The sequence below is a fragment of the Micromonospora inaquosa genome, assembly GCF_003857055.1.
Lineage (GTDB): Bacteria > Actinomycetota > Actinomycetes > Mycobacteriales > Micromonosporaceae > Micromonospora > Micromonospora inaquosa.
On sequence record NZ_QGSZ01000347.1, the window covers coordinates 1 to 17,336 of the forward strand.

The 17,336-nt window shown below is 68.9% G+C and carries 15 protein-coding genes; 11 read left to right on the top strand and 4 right to left on the bottom strand.

Annotated elements, in window-relative coordinates:
• Positions 1-203 precede the first annotated feature (203 nt).
• The 7 genes from DLJ59_RS31760 to DLJ59_RS31790 all read left to right on the top strand — a co-directional run bounded on the left by DLJ59_RS31760 (position 204) and on the right by DLJ59_RS31790 (position 8,476).
• Positions 204-1,472: an ATP-binding protein gene (locus tag DLJ59_RS31760; RefSeq protein WP_124777607.1), complete on the top strand. Its 1,269-nt coding sequence runs from the start codon at positions 204-206 to the stop codon at positions 1,470-1,472.
• A gap of 2 nt (positions 1,473-1,474) precedes the next feature.
• Positions 1,475-2,161 carry a response regulator gene (locus tag DLJ59_RS31765; RefSeq protein ID WP_030337843.1) on the top strand — a complete coding sequence of 229 codons (687 nt, stop codon included), beginning with the start codon at positions 1,475-1,477 and terminating at the stop codon, positions 2,159-2,161.
• Between the two features lie 580 nt (positions 2,162-2,741).
• The gene (locus DLJ59_RS31770; protein ID WP_124777589.1) at positions 2,742-4,379 is read left to right on the top strand and encodes a peptide ABC transporter substrate-binding protein; all 1,638 of its coding nucleotides are present in this window, start codon (positions 2,742-2,744) and stop codon (positions 4,377-4,379) included.
• A gap of 149 nt (positions 4,380-4,528) precedes the next feature.
• Positions 4,529-5,455: an ABC transporter permease gene (locus DLJ59_RS31775; RefSeq protein WP_124777591.1), complete on the top strand. Its 927-nt coding sequence runs from the start codon at positions 4,529-4,531 to the stop codon at positions 5,453-5,455.
• Positions 5,448-6,416, top strand: coding sequence for an ABC transporter permease (locus DLJ59_RS31780; RefSeq protein ID WP_124777593.1), 969 nt, complete (start codon positions 5,448-5,450; stop codon positions 6,414-6,416). Before DLJ59_RS31775 ends, DLJ59_RS31780 begins: the two co-directional genes overlap by 8 nt.
• Positions 6,417-6,441: 25 nt before the next feature.
• Positions 6,442-7,470, top strand: a complete 1,029-nt coding sequence (locus DLJ59_RS31785; RefSeq protein WP_124777609.1) for an ABC transporter ATP-binding protein — start codon at positions 6,442-6,444, stop codon at positions 7,468-7,470.
• Complete coding sequence (locus tag DLJ59_RS31790) at positions 7,463-8,476, top strand: ABC transporter ATP-binding protein (RefSeq protein ID WP_124777595.1); 1,014 nt, start codon at positions 7,463-7,465, stop codon at positions 8,474-8,476. The genes DLJ59_RS31785 and DLJ59_RS31790 overlap by 8 nt, the downstream gene beginning before the upstream one ends.
• A 138-nt stretch (positions 8,477-8,614) precedes the next feature.
• Here DLJ59_RS31790 and DLJ59_RS31795 read toward each other — a convergent pair whose 3' ends face one another.
• Positions 8,615-9,004, bottom strand: coding sequence for a chorismate mutase (locus DLJ59_RS31795; RefSeq protein WP_208648904.1), 390 nt, complete (start codon positions 9,002-9,004; stop codon positions 8,615-8,617).
• Positions 9,005-9,329: 325 nt separating this feature from the next.
• On the opposite strand from DLJ59_RS31795, the gene pcrA reads away from it, so the two are divergent.
• Positions 9,330-11,735: a DNA helicase PcrA gene (pcrA, locus tag DLJ59_RS31800; RefSeq protein ID WP_124777597.1), complete on the top strand. Its 2,406-nt coding sequence runs from the start codon at positions 9,330-9,332 to the stop codon at positions 11,733-11,735.
• A gap of 109 nt (positions 11,736-11,844) precedes the next feature.
• Here pcrA and DLJ59_RS31805 read toward each other — a convergent pair whose 3' ends face one another.
• Both DLJ59_RS31805 and DLJ59_RS31810 read right to left on the bottom strand, forming a co-directional pair.
• A complete protein-coding gene (locus tag DLJ59_RS31805) occupies positions 11,845-12,615 on the bottom strand; it encodes a M23 family metallopeptidase (protein WP_124777599.1) in 771 nt (256 codons plus the stop codon).
• Positions 12,616-12,888: 273 nt separating this feature from the next.
• Positions 12,889-13,596, bottom strand: a complete 708-nt coding sequence (locus tag DLJ59_RS31810; protein WP_124777601.1) for a M23 family metallopeptidase — start codon at positions 13,594-13,596, stop codon at positions 12,889-12,891.
• 486 nt (positions 13,597-14,082) lie between these two features.
• Here DLJ59_RS31810 and icmB point away from each other — a divergent pair, with 486 nt between their 5' ends.
• The 3 genes from icmB to sucD all read left to right on the top strand — a co-directional run bounded on the left by icmB (position 14,083) and on the right by sucD (position 16,990).
• On the top strand, positions 14,083-14,487 hold the full coding sequence (gene icmB, locus DLJ59_RS31815) for a coenzyme B12-dependent isobutyryl CoA mutase small subunit (RefSeq protein ID WP_124777603.1): 405 nt from the start codon (positions 14,083-14,085) through the stop codon (positions 14,485-14,487).
• Positions 14,488-14,921: 434 nt separating this feature from the next.
• Positions 14,922-16,100, top strand: coding sequence for an ADP-forming succinate--CoA ligase subunit beta (sucC, locus tag DLJ59_RS31820; protein ID WP_124777605.1), 1,179 nt, complete (start codon positions 14,922-14,924; stop codon positions 16,098-16,100).
• A 2-nt stretch (positions 16,101-16,102) separates the two neighbouring features.
• Complete coding sequence (gene sucD / locus DLJ59_RS31825) at positions 16,103-16,990, top strand: succinate--CoA ligase subunit alpha (RefSeq protein ID WP_030337831.1); 888 nt, start codon at positions 16,103-16,105, stop codon at positions 16,988-16,990.
• Between the two features lie 65 nt (positions 16,991-17,055).
• Here sucD and DLJ59_RS31830 read toward each other — a convergent pair whose 3' ends face one another.
• Positions 17,056-17,322, bottom strand: a complete 267-nt coding sequence (locus DLJ59_RS31830; protein ID WP_030337830.1) for a hypothetical protein — start codon at positions 17,320-17,322, stop codon at positions 17,056-17,058.
• Between the last annotated feature and the right edge of the window lie 14 nt (positions 17,323-17,336).

Here is a 17,336-nt window from a genome sequence, read left to right on the forward strand (position 1 = left end):
CGGCTGTGCCGACCCCGGTCGGGGTGGCGGGGCAGCTTCCTCGGTCATGCTTCGATCCTGCTGCCCGGCGCACCCGAACGACCTCAGGACCCGACCCTGACCCCACCCTGAGATCCGGCGGCCGGAATGTCGGGGGCGTCCCCGTGGTCGTGGACGCCGCAGCGTGTGACGATCGAGTCACCGACCTCGACCTGTCCGCCACCGTGACCTGGGAGCCTCCGATCAGCAGCACCGTGACCCCGCCCGCGCGGCTCTACCGCGCCCCCGAGCACCGGATGGCCGCCGGCGTCGCCGCCGGTATCGCCGACCACCTCGGCATCTCGGTGCTGCGGGTGCGCGTCGCGTTCATGGTTCTGCTCGGGCTGAGCGGGCTCGGCCTGCTGCTCTACGCGGCCTTCTGGGCGGTGGTGCCGCTGCGTCCCGGTGACACCGCGGTGCCGCCACGACGGGATGTCGCCCAACTCCTGCCGTTCGTGGGGATAGGGCTCGGTGTCCTGCTGATCCAGGTGATGGTCTTCGACTCGGTGGGCGCTGCGGGCACCGCCGGTTGGTTGGTGGCCATCATCGCGGTCGGCGCCGGGGTCATCTGGCATCAGTCCGCGCCCGAGCGGCGGCGGCAGTGGGGCGACGCGATGCCGGTGCCCTGGCTCGGTGCGGTCGTCGAGGAGAGCGACCGGCGGGCCTTCGTGCTCCGGTTCATCGGCGGGGGCGTGCTGGTCGCGGTCGGCATCATCGGTGTCGCGGCCGTCTACTCGCCAGCGCAGAACTTCGACGCGGTGATCAACGGCGTGATCTTCGCGCTGGTCGGGCTGGCGGGTGTCGGTGTGGTCGCCGCGCCGGTGCTGTGGCGGACGTACAGCCAGCTCCGTTCGGAGCGCGAGGGGCGCATTCGCGAGCAGGAGCGGGCCGAGTTGGCAGCCATGGTGCACGACCAGGTGCTGCACACGTTGGCCCTGATCCAGCGCAACGCCGGCGACGTCAAGACGGTGCAGCGGCTGGCCCGAGGGCAGGAGCGTTCGCTGCGTAACTGGCTCTACAAGCCGACCGCCTCGCCGAGCGAGCGCTTCGCCGCCGCTCTGGAGCAGGCCGCGGCCGAGGTCGAGGACACCTTCGCGATCAGCGTGGAGACGGTGGTGGTGGGGGACCGGGAGACTGACGAGAAGGTCGGGGCGCTGGTCGCGGCCGCACGCGAGGCTCTGGTGAACGCGGCCCGGCACGCCGGGGTGCAGACCGTGTCGCTCTACGCCGAGGTGGAGCCGGATCAGGTCAGCGTCTTCGTTCGGGACCGGGGGAAGGGCTTCGATCCGGATACCGTGGAGGACCACCGGCACGGCGTACGCGGCTCGATCATCGGGCGGATGAAGCGGCACGGCGGACGGGCCGAAATCCGGTCCGGCCCGGGGGAGGGGACCGAGGTCCGGTTGATCCTGCCGATCTCCCGGGACTCGTCCGCAGCGGAGAGGAACAGATGACCATGGCCGAGCAGTCGACCGAGCACCTCGACCCGGCGGATGCCCGCCCCGAGCGGCTGCGGGTGTTCCTGGTGGACGATCACGCCATGTTCCGGGCGGGGGTGCGCGCGGAGCTGGGCGCCCACGTGGAGGTGGTGGGCGAGGCGAGCACGGTGGCCGAGGCGGTCACCCGGATCGCCGCCGTCGGCCCGGACGTGGTGTTGCTCGACGTGCACATGCCCGACGGCGGCGGTCGCGCCGTGTTGGAGGCGATGCGGCGTACGCATCCGCAGGTCAAGTTCCTCGCGTTGAGCGTCTCCGACGCGGCGGAGGACGTGATCGGGCTGATCCGTGCCGGCGCCCGGGGGTACGTCACCAAGACCATCTCCCCGGACGAGTTGGCCGCCGCGATCCGTCGGGTGGCCGACGGGGACGCGGTGTTCAGCCCACGACTGGCCGGGTTCGTGCTCGACGCGTTCGCGGCCCGACCGGACGCGCCGGTGGCCGATCCCGAGTTGGATCAGCTCACCAACCGTGAGCGGGAGGTGCTGCGGCTGCTGGCCCGGGGGTACGCGTACAAGGAGATCGCCAAGGAGCTGTTCATCTCCATCAAGACGGTGGAGACGCACGTGTCGAACGTGCTGCGCAAGTTGCAGATGTCCAACCGTTACGAGCTCTCCCGTTGGGCGGCGGACCGCCGGCTCGTGTGACGGTGGGCCGGCGGCGGCGAGGATCAGAGATTCGTCCGGTGCGCCCTCGTACACCTAGCCGATGATCGTGTCCGGGTAGCCCTGGGCCCCCTCATCCGGATGGCTCGAAACGTGAGTGGTGACGGGCGCCCCCCGAGTCGGGGGGTGACCCCGGGTGCTCACGCACCGGTCGAGGCCGGTGTTCGGGTAGCGCAACGTATTTCCTGCTCATTGCCGCCGGGGTCGACCCTTTTATGATCATTTTTCAAGTATCGGCAACGTGGCGGGCAACTAACGGCTTGATAACGGCACCTTCACGGAAGAGGCCAGTGGGTGTCACAGTGGCAGCACCTCACCATCGGTGTGTGGCACTCCGTACGCCCACGACCACGATTCTGCCGATCACGGCGGCCCGTGGCTGTGTCGGTTGCGTCGTGTCGTGCCTCGTTGGTGGGGGAGCCCGGCGGATCGGAACATCAGGGGTGTCCCCAACTTCCCTGTGGTCCCGGCGACCCGCGCCCCGGGGTGGTCGGGCGGTGTCACCCCCAAACGTGCGTGAAACCCACGACGGAACCTGGTTAGAAAGAGGAGGCCCCTCGGAATGAGAGTCTCGAAGCGGGCGACGAGCGCCATCGCGCTCAGCGCGGCTGCCGCGCTTGTCGCGAGCGGTTGCTCGAGCGGCGGCGACGGCGAAACTGCCGCCAGCGCGGATGGCTCGATCGTTGTTCACGGTGTCCAGCCGGAGAACCCGCTGGTCCCGTCGAACACCACGGAGACCGGCGGCGGCAAGATCGTCGATTGGTTGTGGACCGGCCTGGTCGAGTACCCGAACGACGGTGGGGCCCCGCGTAACGCGCTGGCGGAGTCCATCAACACCACGGACTCCAAGGTCTTCACGATCAAGATCAAGGCCGGTACCAAGTTCCACGACGGTACCGAGGTCAAGGCGAAGAACTTCGTCGACGCCTGGAACTGGGCCGCCTACTCGCCGAACGGCGCGCAGAACGGCACCTTCTTCGCGGACATCGCGGGCTTCGACCAGACCTACACCTCGGACCCGGACGGCGCGGATGGCCCGAAGAAGGCCCCGACGCCGACGGCCGAAAAGATGTCCGGCCTGAAGGTCATCGACGACCAGACCTTCGAGGTCACCCTGGCCGCCCCGACCGCGGTCTTCCCGACCAAGCTCGGCTACAGCGCCTTCATGCCGCTGCCGGACGTGTTCTTCACCAAGAAGGCCGAGGAGTTCGGGCGCAACCCGATCGGCAACGGCCCGGTGAAGTTCGTGTCGTGGGACGACAACGCCCTCATCAAGCTGACGCGCTTCGACGACTACAACCTTCGCGACAAGATGAAGGTCAAGGACGTCGACGTCAAGCTCTACCAGGACGACAACGCCGCCTACGCCGACCTGCTGGCCAACAACCTCGACTTCATGGAGGTTGTCCCCACCTCGGCGCTCGCCGGTGACAAGTGGAAGACCGACCTCGGTGACCGGGGCCGCTCGACCGTTACGCCGTCGACCGCGTTCATCGCGTTCCCGATCTACGACAAGCGCTTCCAGAACCCGAAGCTGCGTCGTGCCGTGTCGCTGTCGATCAACCGGCAGGAGATCTCGGACAAGATCTTCTTCGGTACCCGCAAGCCGGCCGACAGCTGGGCGAACCCGCTGACCCCGGGCGCCAAGCCGGGCAACTGCACCGCCTGTAAGTTCGACCCGGCCACGGCCAAGACGCTGCTCGCCGAGGCCGGTGGCTTCAGCGGTGAGATGGTCTTCTACTACAACGCGGACTCCGCCCACAAGGACTGGATGGACGCCGTCGCGCAGCAGGTCAAGACCAACCTCAACATCAACGCCCGGGCCGAGGGTGTGCCGACCTTCGCGGTGTTCCGTCAGAACGTCAACGCCTACAAGATGACCGGCCCGTACCGCGCTGCCTGGCAGCAGGACTACCCGGACGTGGAGAACTGGGTCAACCCGCTGTTCGTCACGAACGGTTCCTCCAACGACGGTCTGTACAGCAACCCCGAGGTCGACACGCTGGCCAAGCAGGCCAGCGCCGCGCCGAGCCTGGAGGCCTCGCACGAGGCGTTCGCCAAGGCCGTCGAGAAGGTCGACCAGGACGTCCCGAGCATCCCCGTCTACTTCTACGGCCAGCAGTCCGGCCACTCGGAGAAGATCAAGAAGCTCGAGCTGAACAACGTCGGCGAGATCGACATCACCTCGGTCGAGCTCTGATCCGAACGGTCTGACCCCGGGTCGGGCTCGCCACATCCGGTGAGCCCGACCCGGGGCCGTTCCGCGAGTGGGTGTTACAACACTCCACTCGCCACGTTGTCACCACCGTGTCGGCCGTCCGACGCGCCCCCTGTCTGGAGGACCACCCCATGGGCCGTTATCTGTTGAGACGGCTGCTCCAACTCGTGCCGGTCTTCATCGGTACGACGTTCCTGATCTACTGGCTCGTCTGGGCCGTCCCGGGCGATCCGTTCGCCGGCAAGTGCGGTGAGCGTCGCTGCCCGGACCAGTACATCGCCTTCATGACCGAGAAGTACCACCTCGACCAGAACGTCTTCGTGCAGTACGGCAACTACATGAAGAACCTGCTCCAGGGCGACTTCGGTCAGACGTTCCAGCAACGCGAGATCAGCGACATCATCCTGACCTCGTATCCGAACACGCTGAAGCTGGCCCTCGTGGCGCTCGCCATCGAGGCGATCATCGGCCTCAGCGCCGGCGTGCTGAGCGGCCTGCGGCGTAACGGCTTCCTGGACAACCTGGTCCTGGTCTCCACCCTGTTCCTGATCGCGCTGCCGGTCTTCGTGGTCGGTTTCGTGCTCCAGTGGCTGCTGGGCGTGCAGTGGGGCATCATCAAGCCGACCGTCTCCTCCGAGATGCGGTGGTCCGAGCTGATCGTGCCGGGCTTCGTGCTCGGTAGCGCATCAGTGGCGTACATCGCCCGGGTCGCAAGAACGAGCATCGCGGAGAACCGTCGCGCGGACTACGTGCGTACCGCCATCGCCAAGGGCCTGCCGATGCGCCGCGTGGTGGGTGTGCACCTGCTGCGCAACTCGCTCATCCCAGTGGTGACCCTGCTCGGCACCGACCTCGGTGCCCTGATGGGTGGCGCGATCGTCACCGAGGGAATCTTCGGCATCAACGGAATCGGCCGCCAGGTGTTCCGGGCGATCATCACCAAGGAAAGCGCCACGGTGGTAGGAATCGTGGTCGTCCTGGTGCTGGTCTATCTCGTGATGAACCTGCTGGTTGACCTGCTCTACGCCGCCCTGGACCCGAGGATCCGTTATGAGTGACCCGAGTACCGCATCGATCGTCAGCACCCCTGGCGCAAATCCGACCGACTCCGCCGCCCCCGCCACCGCGGGCCAGCCGCAGAGCAACGACAAGCCGCGCGGCCTGCTCGGTGACGCCTGGCGGGACCTGCGGCGCAAGCCGCTGTTCTGGCTCTCGGCCACGCTGATCGTGATCTTCCTGCTGATGGCGGCTTTCCCGGCGCTCTTCGCCCCGGGCGACGCTGTCAACGGTTCGCTGTCCCGCAGCCTCGACAAGCCGTCCGCCAATGGCTGGTTCGGCTACGACGTGCAGGGCCGCGACGTCTACGCCCGGGTCATCTACGGCGCACGGGCCTCCATCGTGGTCGCCGTGCTCTCCGTGATGGGCACCCTGCTCATCGGCGGAACCATGGGCATCATCTCCGGCTACCGCGGTGGCTGGGTGGACGCGCTGCTCAGCCGGATCGCCGACGTGTTCTTCGGTCTGCCGTTCGTGCTCGGCGCGATCGTCATCCTGACCACCTTCAACGGGTCGGGCTCCGGTAACAGCAAGGCCCAGATCATGGGCCTGGTGATCGCGTCGCTGATCGTGCTGAGCTGGCCGGTCGTGATGCGGCTGATGCGCTCCTCGGTGCTGGCCACCAAGGAAGCCGACTACATCGTGGCGGCCCGCGCGCTGGGTGCCGGCACCGGCCGGATCATCCTCAAGCACCTGCTGCCGAACTGTCTGGCCCCGCTGCTGGTCTACGGCACGATCATGGTCGGCTCGTTCATCGGCGCCGAGGCCACGCTGTCGTTCCTGGGCGTCGGTCTGAAGTCGCCGGTGGTGTCCTGGGGCATCATGATCAGTGATGGGCAGCAGTTCGTCCGGGTCGCGCCGGGGCTAGTGTTCTTCCCCGCCGCGTTCCTCGTCACCGCAGTGCTGAGCTTCGTGATGCTCGGTGAGTCGGTCCGCGAGGCCCTCGATCCGAAACTCCGCTAGGGGATATCCAGTGTCCGACATTCTCGTGTCCGAGCAGTCAGCGCCGGGATCCGGCGGGTCCGGGCGTCCCTCCGGCCGGCTGCTCGAGGTCGACGACCTGCGGGTGGAGTTCCGCACCCGGGACGGCGTCGCAAAGGTCATCAACGGGGTCACGTACCACGTCGACGCGGGGGAGACCCTCGCCGTGCTCGGCGAGTCCGGCTCCGGTAAGAGCGTCACGGCGCAGACCATCATGGGCATCCTCGACACGCCGCCGGGCTTCGTGACCGGTGGGCAGGTCCGCTTCCACGGCAAGGACATGCTCGGCATGTCCGAGGAGGAGCGCCGCCGCATCCGCGGCGAGGGCATCGCGATGATCTTCCAGGACGCGCTCTCCGCGCTGAACCCCGTCTTCACCGTCGGGTTCCAGATCGCCGAGCAGTTCCGGGTCCGGCGGGGCATGGGTCGCGCGGAGGCCAAGAAGCGCGCGATCGACATGCTCGACCAGGTCAAGATCCCGAACGCCAAGGGTCGGTTCAACAACTACCCGCACCAGTTCTCCGGCGGTATGCGGCAGCGCGCGATGATCGCGATGTCGCTGGCGCTCGACCCGGAGGTGCTGATCGCGGACGAGCCGACCACCGCCCTCGACGTGACCGTGCAGGCCCAGATCATGGACCTGCTGGCCGAGCTTCAGCGTGAGCGGCAGATGGGCATGATCCTGATCACCCACGACCTCGGCGTGGTCGCCGACGTCGCGGACCGGATCGCGGTCATGTACGCGGGCCGGATCGTCGAGGAAGCGAACGTGTACGACCTGTACGCCAAGCCGGCGCACCCGTACACGATGGGTCTGATCGACTCGATCCCGCGGATGGACGAGAAGGGGCAGCAGCTCCGGACGATCAAGGGCCTCCCGCCGAACCTGATGAACATCCCGCCGGGCTGCCCGTTCAACCCGCGCTGCCCCATGGCTCAGCCGGTGTGTCGGGAGAAGGTCCCGCCGCTGCTGCAGGTGGGCACTGCCCGGGCCAGCGCCTGCCACTTCGCCGAGGAGCTGGTGAACCGTGTCTGAGAACATCCTCGAGGTCCGTGACCTGGTCAAGCACTACCCCGTGACGCAGGGTGTGGTGTTCAAGAAGACCGTCGGTCAGGTCAAGGCGGTCGACGGGGTCTCGTTCGGTCTGCGCGCCGGTGAGACGCTCGGCGTGGTCGGCGAGTCCGGCTGCGGCAAGTCGACCCTCGCCCGGGTGCTGATGAACCTGGAGAAGCCGACCGCCGGCAGCGTGGAGTACAAGGGCCAGGACATCTCCAAGCTCTCCGGTGGGGCGCTGCGACGCCTGCGCCGGCAGATTCAGCTGGTCATGCAGGACCCGTACACCTCGCTGAACCCACGGATGACCGTGGGTGACCTGCTCGGCGAGCCGTTCGAGATCCACCCGGAGGTGGCGCCGAAGGGCAGCCGCCGGGCCAAGGTCCGGGAGCTGCTCGACCTGGTCGGGCTCAACCCGGAGCACATCAACCGGTACCCGCACCAGTTCTCCGGCGGCCAGCGTCAGCGCATCGGCATCGCCCGTGCGCTCGCGCTGCGACCCGAGATCATCGTCTGTGACGAGCCGGTGTCGGCATTGGACGTCTCCATCCAGGCCCAGGTCATGAACCTGCTGGAGCAGTTGCAGGGCGAGTTCGGGCTCTCGTACGTCTTCATCGCGCACGACCTGTCCGTGGTCCGTCACCTCTCCGACCGGGTCGCGGTGATGTACCTCGGCAAGATCGTGGAGATCGGCACCGAGGACGAGATCTACGAGCGGCCGACCCACCCGTACACGCAGGCTCTGCTCTCCGCGGTGCCGGTGCCGGACCCGATGCAGCGGCACAACAAGGCGATCATCCGGCTCACGGGTGACGTGCCGTCGCCGATCAGCCCGCCCTCGGGCTGCCGGTTCCGGACCCGCTGCTGGAAGGCGCAGGACGTCTGCGCCGAGCAGGTCCCGCTGCTGGAGATCCGGCAGGGCTCGGACCACCCGAGCGCCTGCCACTTCGCGGAGAAGCGCGAGATCGTCGCCACCCACGAGGTGTGAGTCACCGAAACCGCCTGCCGCCGTCACCACGACGACGGCAGGCGGTTTTCGTCTGTCCGGGACCTGATCTGCCCGGTGCCGCACAGCGGCGCACGCCGCGTCAGCGGGCCGGGTGACCGAACCGCCGGTCGGGGTGGCTCACAGCGGGCCGCGGCCCGCGCGGAGCAGTAGCAGGGCCAGCTGGGTGCCGTCGGCACCGAGCGCGACCCGGAACCGCTCCAGGATCTCCCGTTCCCGGGAGAGCACCAGGCGGGTCCCACCGGACGCCATCCGGGTCGCCCCGACCTCCTGGGACAACGCGGCCCGCTCCTGCCAGAGCGTGATCAACGCGTGGTCGATCTCGTCGATCCGTTCCCTGATCTGCACGATCCGCGCCGAGGCGGACGGCTCCTCGGTGCCGGTCTGCTGCTCGGCCGGCTCGGCCTCCACTCCCGCCGGTGGGGTGGCCACCGCCGGCTCGGCCTCCTGTGCCGCGGACTGCCCCGGCCGGATCGGACCGCCGCTCTGCTCCATCACGCCTGTCATCATCGGGTACCTCTCGCAGTGTGGTGCCCGGTGCCCGGAACCTGGGACGGAAAAAGCCCCGGACTCCAGGAGCCCGGGGCTTTAGCAGGTCTGAATCGATCAGGCGCGACCTACGGCAGCCGGACTCCCGGTGCCATAGTAAAAGTAGTAGCGCGCAGCGATCACGTCGTCGAGTATGCCCACGTCGTTGCCGGGTGCGCAAGCAACCCGCGTCGCCGACGGCATCTTTCTCGGCGGTGGGCGTACCGGGTGGTGGTGCGCGCCGTCGGGCCGAGCTGCTGAGCGCCAGAGGCGCAGTGTCCGACCGGCGGCATAGACTTGTCGGGCGATGCATCCTCTCTTCGACATCCCCGCGTCCCCGCCTGCGCCGGAGTCCGCGCCGGCACGCCCGCACCGACCCGGGGCGGCCCCCGTGCGTCTCGATCCGCAGCAGCTGCTCGCCGGGCTGAACGGGCCGCAGCGCGACGCCGTCAGCCATGCCGGCTCGCCGCTGCTGATCGTGGCCGGCGCCGGGTCCGGCAAGACCAGGGTGCTCGCGCACCGGATCGCCTATCTACTCGCCGCTCGCGACGTGCACCCCGGTGAGATCATCGCGATCACCTTCACCAACAAGGCCGCCGGTGAGATGAAGGAACGCGTCGCCGCGCTGGTGGGCCCCCGGGCCCGGCTGATGTGGGTGTCGACGTTCCACTCCGCCTGCGTACGGATCCTGCGCGCCGAGCACGAGCACGCCGGCCTCAAGTCGACGTTCTCGATCTACGACGCGGACGACTCCCGCCGGCTGATGCAGTTGGTGACCCGCGAGCTGGATCTCGACCCGAAGCGCTACCCGGCTCGTGGGTTGGCCGCCCAGGTCTCCAACCTCAAGAACGAGCTGGTCGACCCGGAGCAGTTCGCGGCGCGGGCCACCGGGCCCAACGAGCGGGCGCTGGCCGAGGCGTACACGCTCTACCAGCGTCGGTTGCGTGAGGCGCACGCCCTGGACTTCGACGACTTGATCATGACCACGGTGCACCTGCTCCAGTCCCACCCGCACGTCGCGGAGAGCTACCGCCGACGGTTCCGGCACGTGCTGGTGGACGAGTACCAGGACACCAACCACGCCCAGTACGTCCTGATCAAGGAGCTGGTCTCCGGCACCGACGGGCTGGAGCCCGCCGAGCTGTGCGTCGTCGGCGACGCCGACCAGTCGATCTACGCGTTCCGGGGTGCGACGATCCGCAACATCCTGGAGTTCGAACGGGACTTCACCGACGCCCGGACGATCCTGCTGGAGCAGAACTACCGCTCCACCCAGACCATTCTCAACGCGGCCAACGCGGTGATCGACCGCAACACGTCCCGCAAACCCAAGCGGCTGTGGAGCGAGGCCGGTGCCGGCGAGCAGATCGTCGGCTACGTGGCCGACACCGAGCACGCCGAGGCCGACTGGGTGGCCCGGGAGATCGACCGGCTGGTCGACGCCGACGAGACCCGCCCCGGCGACGTCGCGGTCTTCTACCGCACCAACGCCCAGTCCCGCGTCTTCGAGGAGGTGTTCATCCGGGTCGGCCTGCCCTACAAGGTGGTCGGCGGGGTGCGCTTCTACGAGCGCAAGGAGGTCCGCGACGCCCTGGCGTACCTGCGTTCGGTGGTCAACGACGACGACACGGTGAGCCTGCGGCGAGTGCTGAACACCCCGCGCCGGGGGATCGGCGACCGTGCCGAGGCGTGTGTCGAGGCGCTCTCCAGCCGCGACCGGATCTCGTTCGGTGCGGCGCTGCGCCGGGCCCGCGAGGCGCCGGGCATCTCCAGTCGGGCGGCCAACGGCATCGCCGACTTCGTGGCGCTGCTGGACGGCGCCCGTGAGCTGGCCGAGACCGGCACTCCGGAGGAGGTGCTGGAGGCGCTGCTGACCCGCTCCGGCTACCTCACCGAGCTGGAGGAGAGCCTCGACCCGCAGGACGCCGGCCGGGTGGACAACCTCCAGGAACTGGTCAGTGTCGCCCGTGAGTACACCGAGCGGATCGAGGCGCTGGGCGAGGAGGGGGAGCGGGCCACCCTGGCCGGCTTCCTGGAGCAGGTGGCGCTGGTCGCCGACGCCGACCAGATCCCCTCCGACGACCCCGACCACCAGGGCGTGGTCACCCTCATGACGTTGCACACCGCCAAGGGGCTGGAGTTCCCGGTGGTCTTTCTGACCGGGCTGGAGGACGGCGTCTTCCCGCACCTGCGCTCGCTCGGCGACACCCGCGAGTTGGAGGAGGAACGCCGGCTGGCGTACGTCGGCATCACCCGCGCCCGACAGCGGCTCTACCTCTCCCGGGCGGTGACCCGCTCGGCCTGGGGGCAGCCGTCCTACAACCCGCCGTCGCGCTTCCTGGAGGAACTGCCGACCGAGTTGGTGCACTGGGAGCGCACCGAGGGGTCGTACACCTCGTGGGCCGGTGGGGGCGGCGGCGTCGGCGGCCGTGCGGACCGCGCGCCCGGCGGGCGTGGCAGCTTCACCGGGGGTACGCCGAAGGCAGCGCAGCTGGCCCAGCGGCTCGGCGTGGACGCCAGCCGGCTGACCACGGCCAGCGAGCTGCCGCAAGGGCCGAAGGTGTCCGCCGGAGACCGGGTCAACCACCAGCGGTACGGGTTGGGGCGGGTGCTCGCCGTCGAGGGCCACGGCCCGGGCGCCCGCGCGCAGATCGACTTCGGCGACCAGACCATGTGGCTGGTGCTCCGGCACGCCCCGGTCGACAAGCTCTGACCCCGCCGCGTTGGCGTCGCGCGCCCAAGATCGCGTCAAGTCACGGAGAGAGTGGCCTCGGGTACCGCTGAGGCCACTCTCTCCGTGCTGGTGCTCGTGGGCCGCTGTCTCAGCAGCCCAGGTCCACGCCGTGCGCCCGCATGAACGGGGCGGGGTCGATCTGGTTCCACATGCCCTGGTGCACCTCGAAGTGCAGGTGTGGGCCGGTGGCGTCACCGGTCGCGCCCTCGTAGCCGATCACCTGGCCGGCCTTGACCTTCTGCCCGACGGTGACCGCGATCCGGCTCTGGTGGGCGTAGTGCGTCAGGTAGCCGTTGCCGTGGTCGATGAAGACGGAGTTCCCGTAGCCGTCGGAGGCGTCACCGGCCTGAGTCACGGTGCCGGCGGCTGCGGCGCGGATGGGCGTACCGGAGGGCAGCGCCAGGTCGATGCCGGCGTGCAGGGTGCCCCAGCGCTGCCCGTAGCAGGAGGTGACGGCTGCGCCCGGCATCGGGTCGACCCAGGCGGGCGTGGGCTTGGTGGTCTTCTTCGGCTTCGGCTTGACCTTCGCGACGGCCGTCCTGGTGGGGGTCGGGCTGGCGCTGACCGCGGAGGGGCTCGGCGTTGGGCTGAGTGAGGGGGTGACCGGTGTGCTCGACTCGCGCTCCGAGCGGTCGGCCCGGCTCGCGGCCTCGGCCCGGGACTGGGCGTCGAGGGACACGGCGGCGGGTGCCGGGCGGTCGTTGCCGCTGGTGGCGACGGCGACACCACCGAGGCCGAGGGCTACTAGGGCGGCGGCGCCGAGCACGATGAGGCGGTTTCGCCGGCCGGTGCGCTGCGGCTGCGTGGTCTGGCTGGTGTCGGGGGTGTTCTCGTTCTGGACGGGGCTGTCTTCCTGCACGGCGGACCTTCACAGTCGAGGGGCACTTGACCTCGAAATACTGGTGTCGGGCCGAGTTGACGCAGGCGCGGGGACCGAACGGCCGGAGCCTGAGCGGGCGGTCGGCTGTCCGGATATGACCCCCTGTAGGGCACTACTTCCGGAAAAGTGATCATGTTGCGCCGTGTCGTCGATCACAATCGCCGCTGTGACCCGGAATACATCGGGCGGGGGCGCCTCACGCAAAACCGCCCGGATCGACAGATCCGGGCGGTCAACGATCATTGCTCACCGTCAGGAGGCGGCTTCCTCGGTGTAGAAAGCCTCGATTTGCATCTTGATGTCCACTCCGCGCTCCTGGAGGAACGGCACCGGGTCGATCGGCTGCCCCTTGACATGGATCTCCAGGTGCAGGTGCGTGCCGTACGCGTGCCCGGTCTGGCCGACGAGGCCGAGCTGGTCGCCCGCCTTGATCTGCTGGCCTTCCTTGACGCTCACCGCGGAGGAGTGGCCGTAAATGGCCTCGCTGCCGTCGGCGTGCTGGACGATCACCGCGTTGCCGTACCCGCCGAACCAGCCGGCCTTGGTGACCAGCCCGTCGTGGATCGCCACATAGGGCGTGCCCTCGCCGGCGACCAGGTCCACGCCGGTGTGCAGCTTGCCCCAGCGCATCCCGTACGGGGAGTTGAAGTCGTAGCCCTGCAGCGGCAGCAGCCAGACCTCGGGCTCGGCGCTGTCCTTGCTGCGGCTGTCCCGGGAGGGGCGCTCGGCGTTCTCCGAGCGGGCCTCGACGTCCTGACTGGTGACCGACGCCTGCTTGAGCTCGTCGAGAACCGTCGGGCTGACGTCCTTGGCGTCCGGCAGGGCGCTCGCGCCGAGGGCCACGATGCCGGCACCGACGAACGCGGTGGTGACGACAGCGGCGTAACGGCTGCGGGGTGGGGTGGGTACGCGGCGGCGACCGCGATATCGATCGGGCTCAGACGACAGGCGCTGGCGCACGCACACCCTCCGTTGTCGGGGTTCCGAAGCGACCGGTGGGCGTCCACTGAAGCTCCAGTAAAACGTCCGCTGACCGCGTCGTCACCCGTCCATGGACCTGATGACAACCGTGGACACGTTAGCCAACCGTCAGGCGAGTCACAAGCCAGAGCCGAAAATTGGCGTGTCGATCTGTCCGTTTGCGTCCATGATTGTCATGCATCGCGACGCCGAACGGTGCCCCTGTCGCTGCCCGTTCGTCGCCGAGCGTGACCGTTCCGGCGGACTCGTCCGACTTGACTCCGAACCGCGCCGGGATGGTGTCGACGGCCCTACCAGCGGGGTGGCGGCGGCGAAGCCACCACGGTGCGCGGCCGGACCTCTTCGGGTTGCCCGGTGGGCACGCCGGGTAACGGCCGGTGACAGAGCCCGGATTTCCCGGGCCAGGCCCGGCGGGTTACCGTTCGTTAAGGTGAAGGCGGTCAAGCCGGTGAAAGGTGTGCGCTGATGAGCTCTCGTATTCGGGTCGTCGTCGCCAAGCCCGGCCTGGACGGCCACGACCGGGGCGCGAAGGTCGTCGCGCGTGCCCTGCGGGACGCCGGGATGGAGGTCGTCTACACCGGCCTGCACCAGACCCCCGAGCAGATCGTGGAGACCGCCATCCAGGAGGACGCCGACGCGGTCGGCCTGTCCGTTCTCTCCGGCGCGCACATGACGCTCTTCCGGCGGGTGCTGGAACTGCTCGCCGAGCGGGACGCCCGCGACATCGTCGTGTTCGGCGGCGGCATCATTCCGAACGGCGACATTCCCGAGTTGGAGAAGCTGGGCGTCGCGAAGATCTTCACGCCGGGCGCCACCACTCAGGCGATTGTCGAATGGGTCCGACAGAACGTGGCCCAGCCGGTTTCCTGAAAGACCCGCCGGTCTGCTGCGGCGACCGGATCCGGGCACGGGGGAGGGGCCGGACGCACCCCTCACACGTCCGGCCCCTCTATGCACGATGCCCCGCCGCCACCCCTCGACCGACAGGGCATCGGCCGTCTCCCGTCATTGCGCTGTTCAGCGCTCCGACATCTGACTCAACGACGGCCCCACGGCAGGGTTACGCAACCCGGACAACATCGCTCGGACGGTGGATGCCACCCGCGTGCTGACCGGAAACCGCCCACACCTGATGTCCGGTTGTGCATTACCGCACACCGTGCACCCGCTCGGTTGCCGGCGGTGCCGACCTCGCTAGGCTGCGGCCAATGGCCTGTTTCAACTGATGACAGGCGTCAAACTGTTTTCTGAACGCTGGTGGCGGCGCGACGGCGCGCCGCGGAGACGGGACGGGACGCGCAATCGTGGACCTGTACGAGTACCAGGGGCGGGACCTGTTCGAGCGGCACGGCTTGCCCGTGCTGGCCGGCGGCGTCGCCACTACCCCGGAAGAGGCCCGCGCGATCGCCGAACGCCTTGGCGGCCGTGTGGTCGTCAAGGCGCAGGTAAAGGTCGGCGGCCGAGGTAAGGCCGGCGGCGTCAAGCTGGCCGAGGGCCCGGATGAGGCGGTGGCCCGGGCCACGGACATCCTCGGCATGGACATCAAGGGTCACACCGTCCACAAGGTCATGATCACCGTGACCGCGGACGTGGCCGAGGAGTACTACTTCTCGTACCTGCTCGACCGGGCGAACCGCACCTTCCTCTGCATCGCCAGCGTCGCCGGCGGCATGGACATCGAGCAGGTCGCCGCCGAGACCCCCGACAAGGTCGTGAAGGCCCCGATCGACGCCGTGAAGGGCGTGGACGAGGCCAAGGCGCGCGAGATCGTGACCGCCGCCGGCTTCCCGACCGAGGTCGCCGACCAGGTGGTTGAGATCGCCGTGGGCCTGTGGCAGGCGTTCGTCGCCGAGGACGCCACCCTGGTCGAGGTCAACCCCCTCGCCAAGAACGGCGACGGGCGGATGCTGCTGCTCGACGCCAAGATCAGCCTGGACGAGAACGCGGCGTTCCGGCACCCGGACCACGAGGCCCTGGTCGACCAGGCCGCGGTGGACCCGCTGGAGCAGGCCGCCAAGGCCAAGGACCTCAACTACGTCAAGCTCGACGGCGAGGTCGGCATCATCGGCAACGGCGCGGGTCTGGTCATGTCGACCCTCGACGTGGTCGCGTACGCCGGTGAGCGGCACGGCAACGTCAAGCCGGCCAACTTCCTCGACATCGGCGGCGGCGCGAGCGCCGCGGTGATGGCGAACGGGCTGGAGATCGTGCTCTCCGACCCGGCCGTGAAGAGCGTCTTCGTCAACGTCTTCGGCGGCATCACCGCCTGCGACGAGGTCGCCAACGGCATCATCCAGGCGCTGGCCCTGCTGGAGCAGCGCGGCGAGCAGGTCACCAAGCCGCTCGTCGTCCGGCTCGACGGCAACAACGCCGAGGCTGGCCGGGCGATCCTGGACAGCGCGAACAACCCGCTCGTGCAGCGGGTGGACACCATGGACGGTGCGGCCGAGCGGGCCGCCGAGCTGGCAGCTGCGGGGGTCTGATCATGGCTATCTGGCTGACCAAGGACTCGAAGGTCATCGTCCAGGGGATGACCGGTTCCGAGGGTTCCAAGCACACCCGGCGGATGCTGGCCGCCGGCACCAACGTCGTCGGTGGCGTCAACCCGCGCAAGGCGGGCCAGACTGTCGACTTCGACGGCACCGAGCTGCCGGTCTTCGCGTCCGTCGCGGACGCGATGGCCGAGACCGGGGCCGATGTCACGGTCATCTTCGTGCCGCCGCAGTTCACCAAGGCCGCCGTGGTTGAGGCGATCGACGCCGCGATCCCGCTGGCCGTGGTGATCACCGAGGGCGTGCCGGTGCACGACACCGCCTCGTTCTGGGCGTACAACGTGGCGCAGGGCGAGCGGACCCGGATCATCGGGCCGAACTGCCCGGGCATCGCCTCGCCGGGCGCGTCCAACGCCGGCATCATCCCGGCCGACATCACCGGCTCCGGCCGGATCGGCCTGGTCAGCAAGAGCGGCACGCTGACCTACCAGATGATGTACGAGCTGCGCGACATCGGCTTCTCCACCTGCGTCGGCATCGGCGGTGACCCGATCATCGGGACCACCCACATCGACGCCCTCGCGGCGTTCGAGGCCGACCCGGAGACCGACGCCATCGTCATGATCGGTGAGATCGGTGGCGACGCCGAGGAGCGGGCCGCCGAGTTCATCAAGGCCAACGTCACCAAGCCGGTGGTCGGCTACATCGCCGGCTTCACCGCTCCTCCCGGCAAGACCATGGGTCACGCCGGCGCGATCATCTCCGGCTCGGCTGGCACCGCCGAGGCGAAGCAGGCGGCGCTGGAGGCCGTCGGCGTCAAGGTCGGCAAGACGCCGACCGAGACGGCGAAGCTGATGCGGGAGATCATGTCCGGCAGCTGAGGCAACACGAAGGGGGTCGACCGGTGACGGTCGGCCCCCTTCGGCGTACGCGCGCTCCCGGCTGGTCAGTCGTTGTTCCAGAACGGATAGTTGCCGGTCGCGCGCAGGATCGCACCGCCGATGATGTTGATCACGCCGAACGCGATGGCGAGGTAACCGAGCAGCGGCGACTGCCCGTACCGGCGGGCGTCGCGGATGGACAGGTAGCCGAAGATGATGCCGAGGATCCCGCAGCAGATCAGCCCCAGCACGATGCCCAGCACGCCCCAGAGGGTGGTTCGGTCGCGTCCCTGGGCCGGTGGCGGTGGGGGAGGCGGGTATGGCGTCGTCACAGCTTCCTCCGAGC

Bases quoted from the DNA above. Each gene is read 5' to 3' on its own strand.
- DLJ59_RS31770 (WP_124777589.1), top strand. From the start codon at position 2,742: ATGAGAGTCTCGAAGCGGGCGACGAGCGCCATCGCGCTCAGCGCGGCT.
- icmB (WP_124777603.1), top strand. From the start codon at position 14,083: ATGAGCTCTCGTATTCGGGTCGTCGTCGCCAAGCCCGGCCTGGACGGC.
- DLJ59_RS31765 (WP_030337843.1), top strand. From the start codon at position 1,475: ATGGCCGAGCAGTCGACCGAGCACCTCGACCCGGCGGATGCCCGCCCC.
- sucD (WP_030337831.1), top strand. From the start codon at position 16,103: ATGGCTATCTGGCTGACCAAGGACTCGAAGGTCATCGTCCAGGGGATG.
- DLJ59_RS31780 (WP_124777593.1), top strand. From the start codon at position 5,448: ATGAGTGACCCGAGTACCGCATCGATCGTCAGCACCCCTGGCGCAAAT.
- DLJ59_RS31795 (WP_208648904.1), bottom strand. From the start codon at position 9,004: ATGATGACAGGCGTGATGGAGCAGAGCGGCGGTCCGATCCGGCCGGGG.
- DLJ59_RS31775 (WP_124777591.1), top strand. From the start codon at position 4,529: ATGGGCCGTTATCTGTTGAGACGGCTGCTCCAACTCGTGCCGGTCTTC.
- pcrA (WP_124777597.1), top strand. From the start codon at position 9,330: ATGCATCCTCTCTTCGACATCCCCGCGTCCCCGCCTGCGCCGGAGTCC.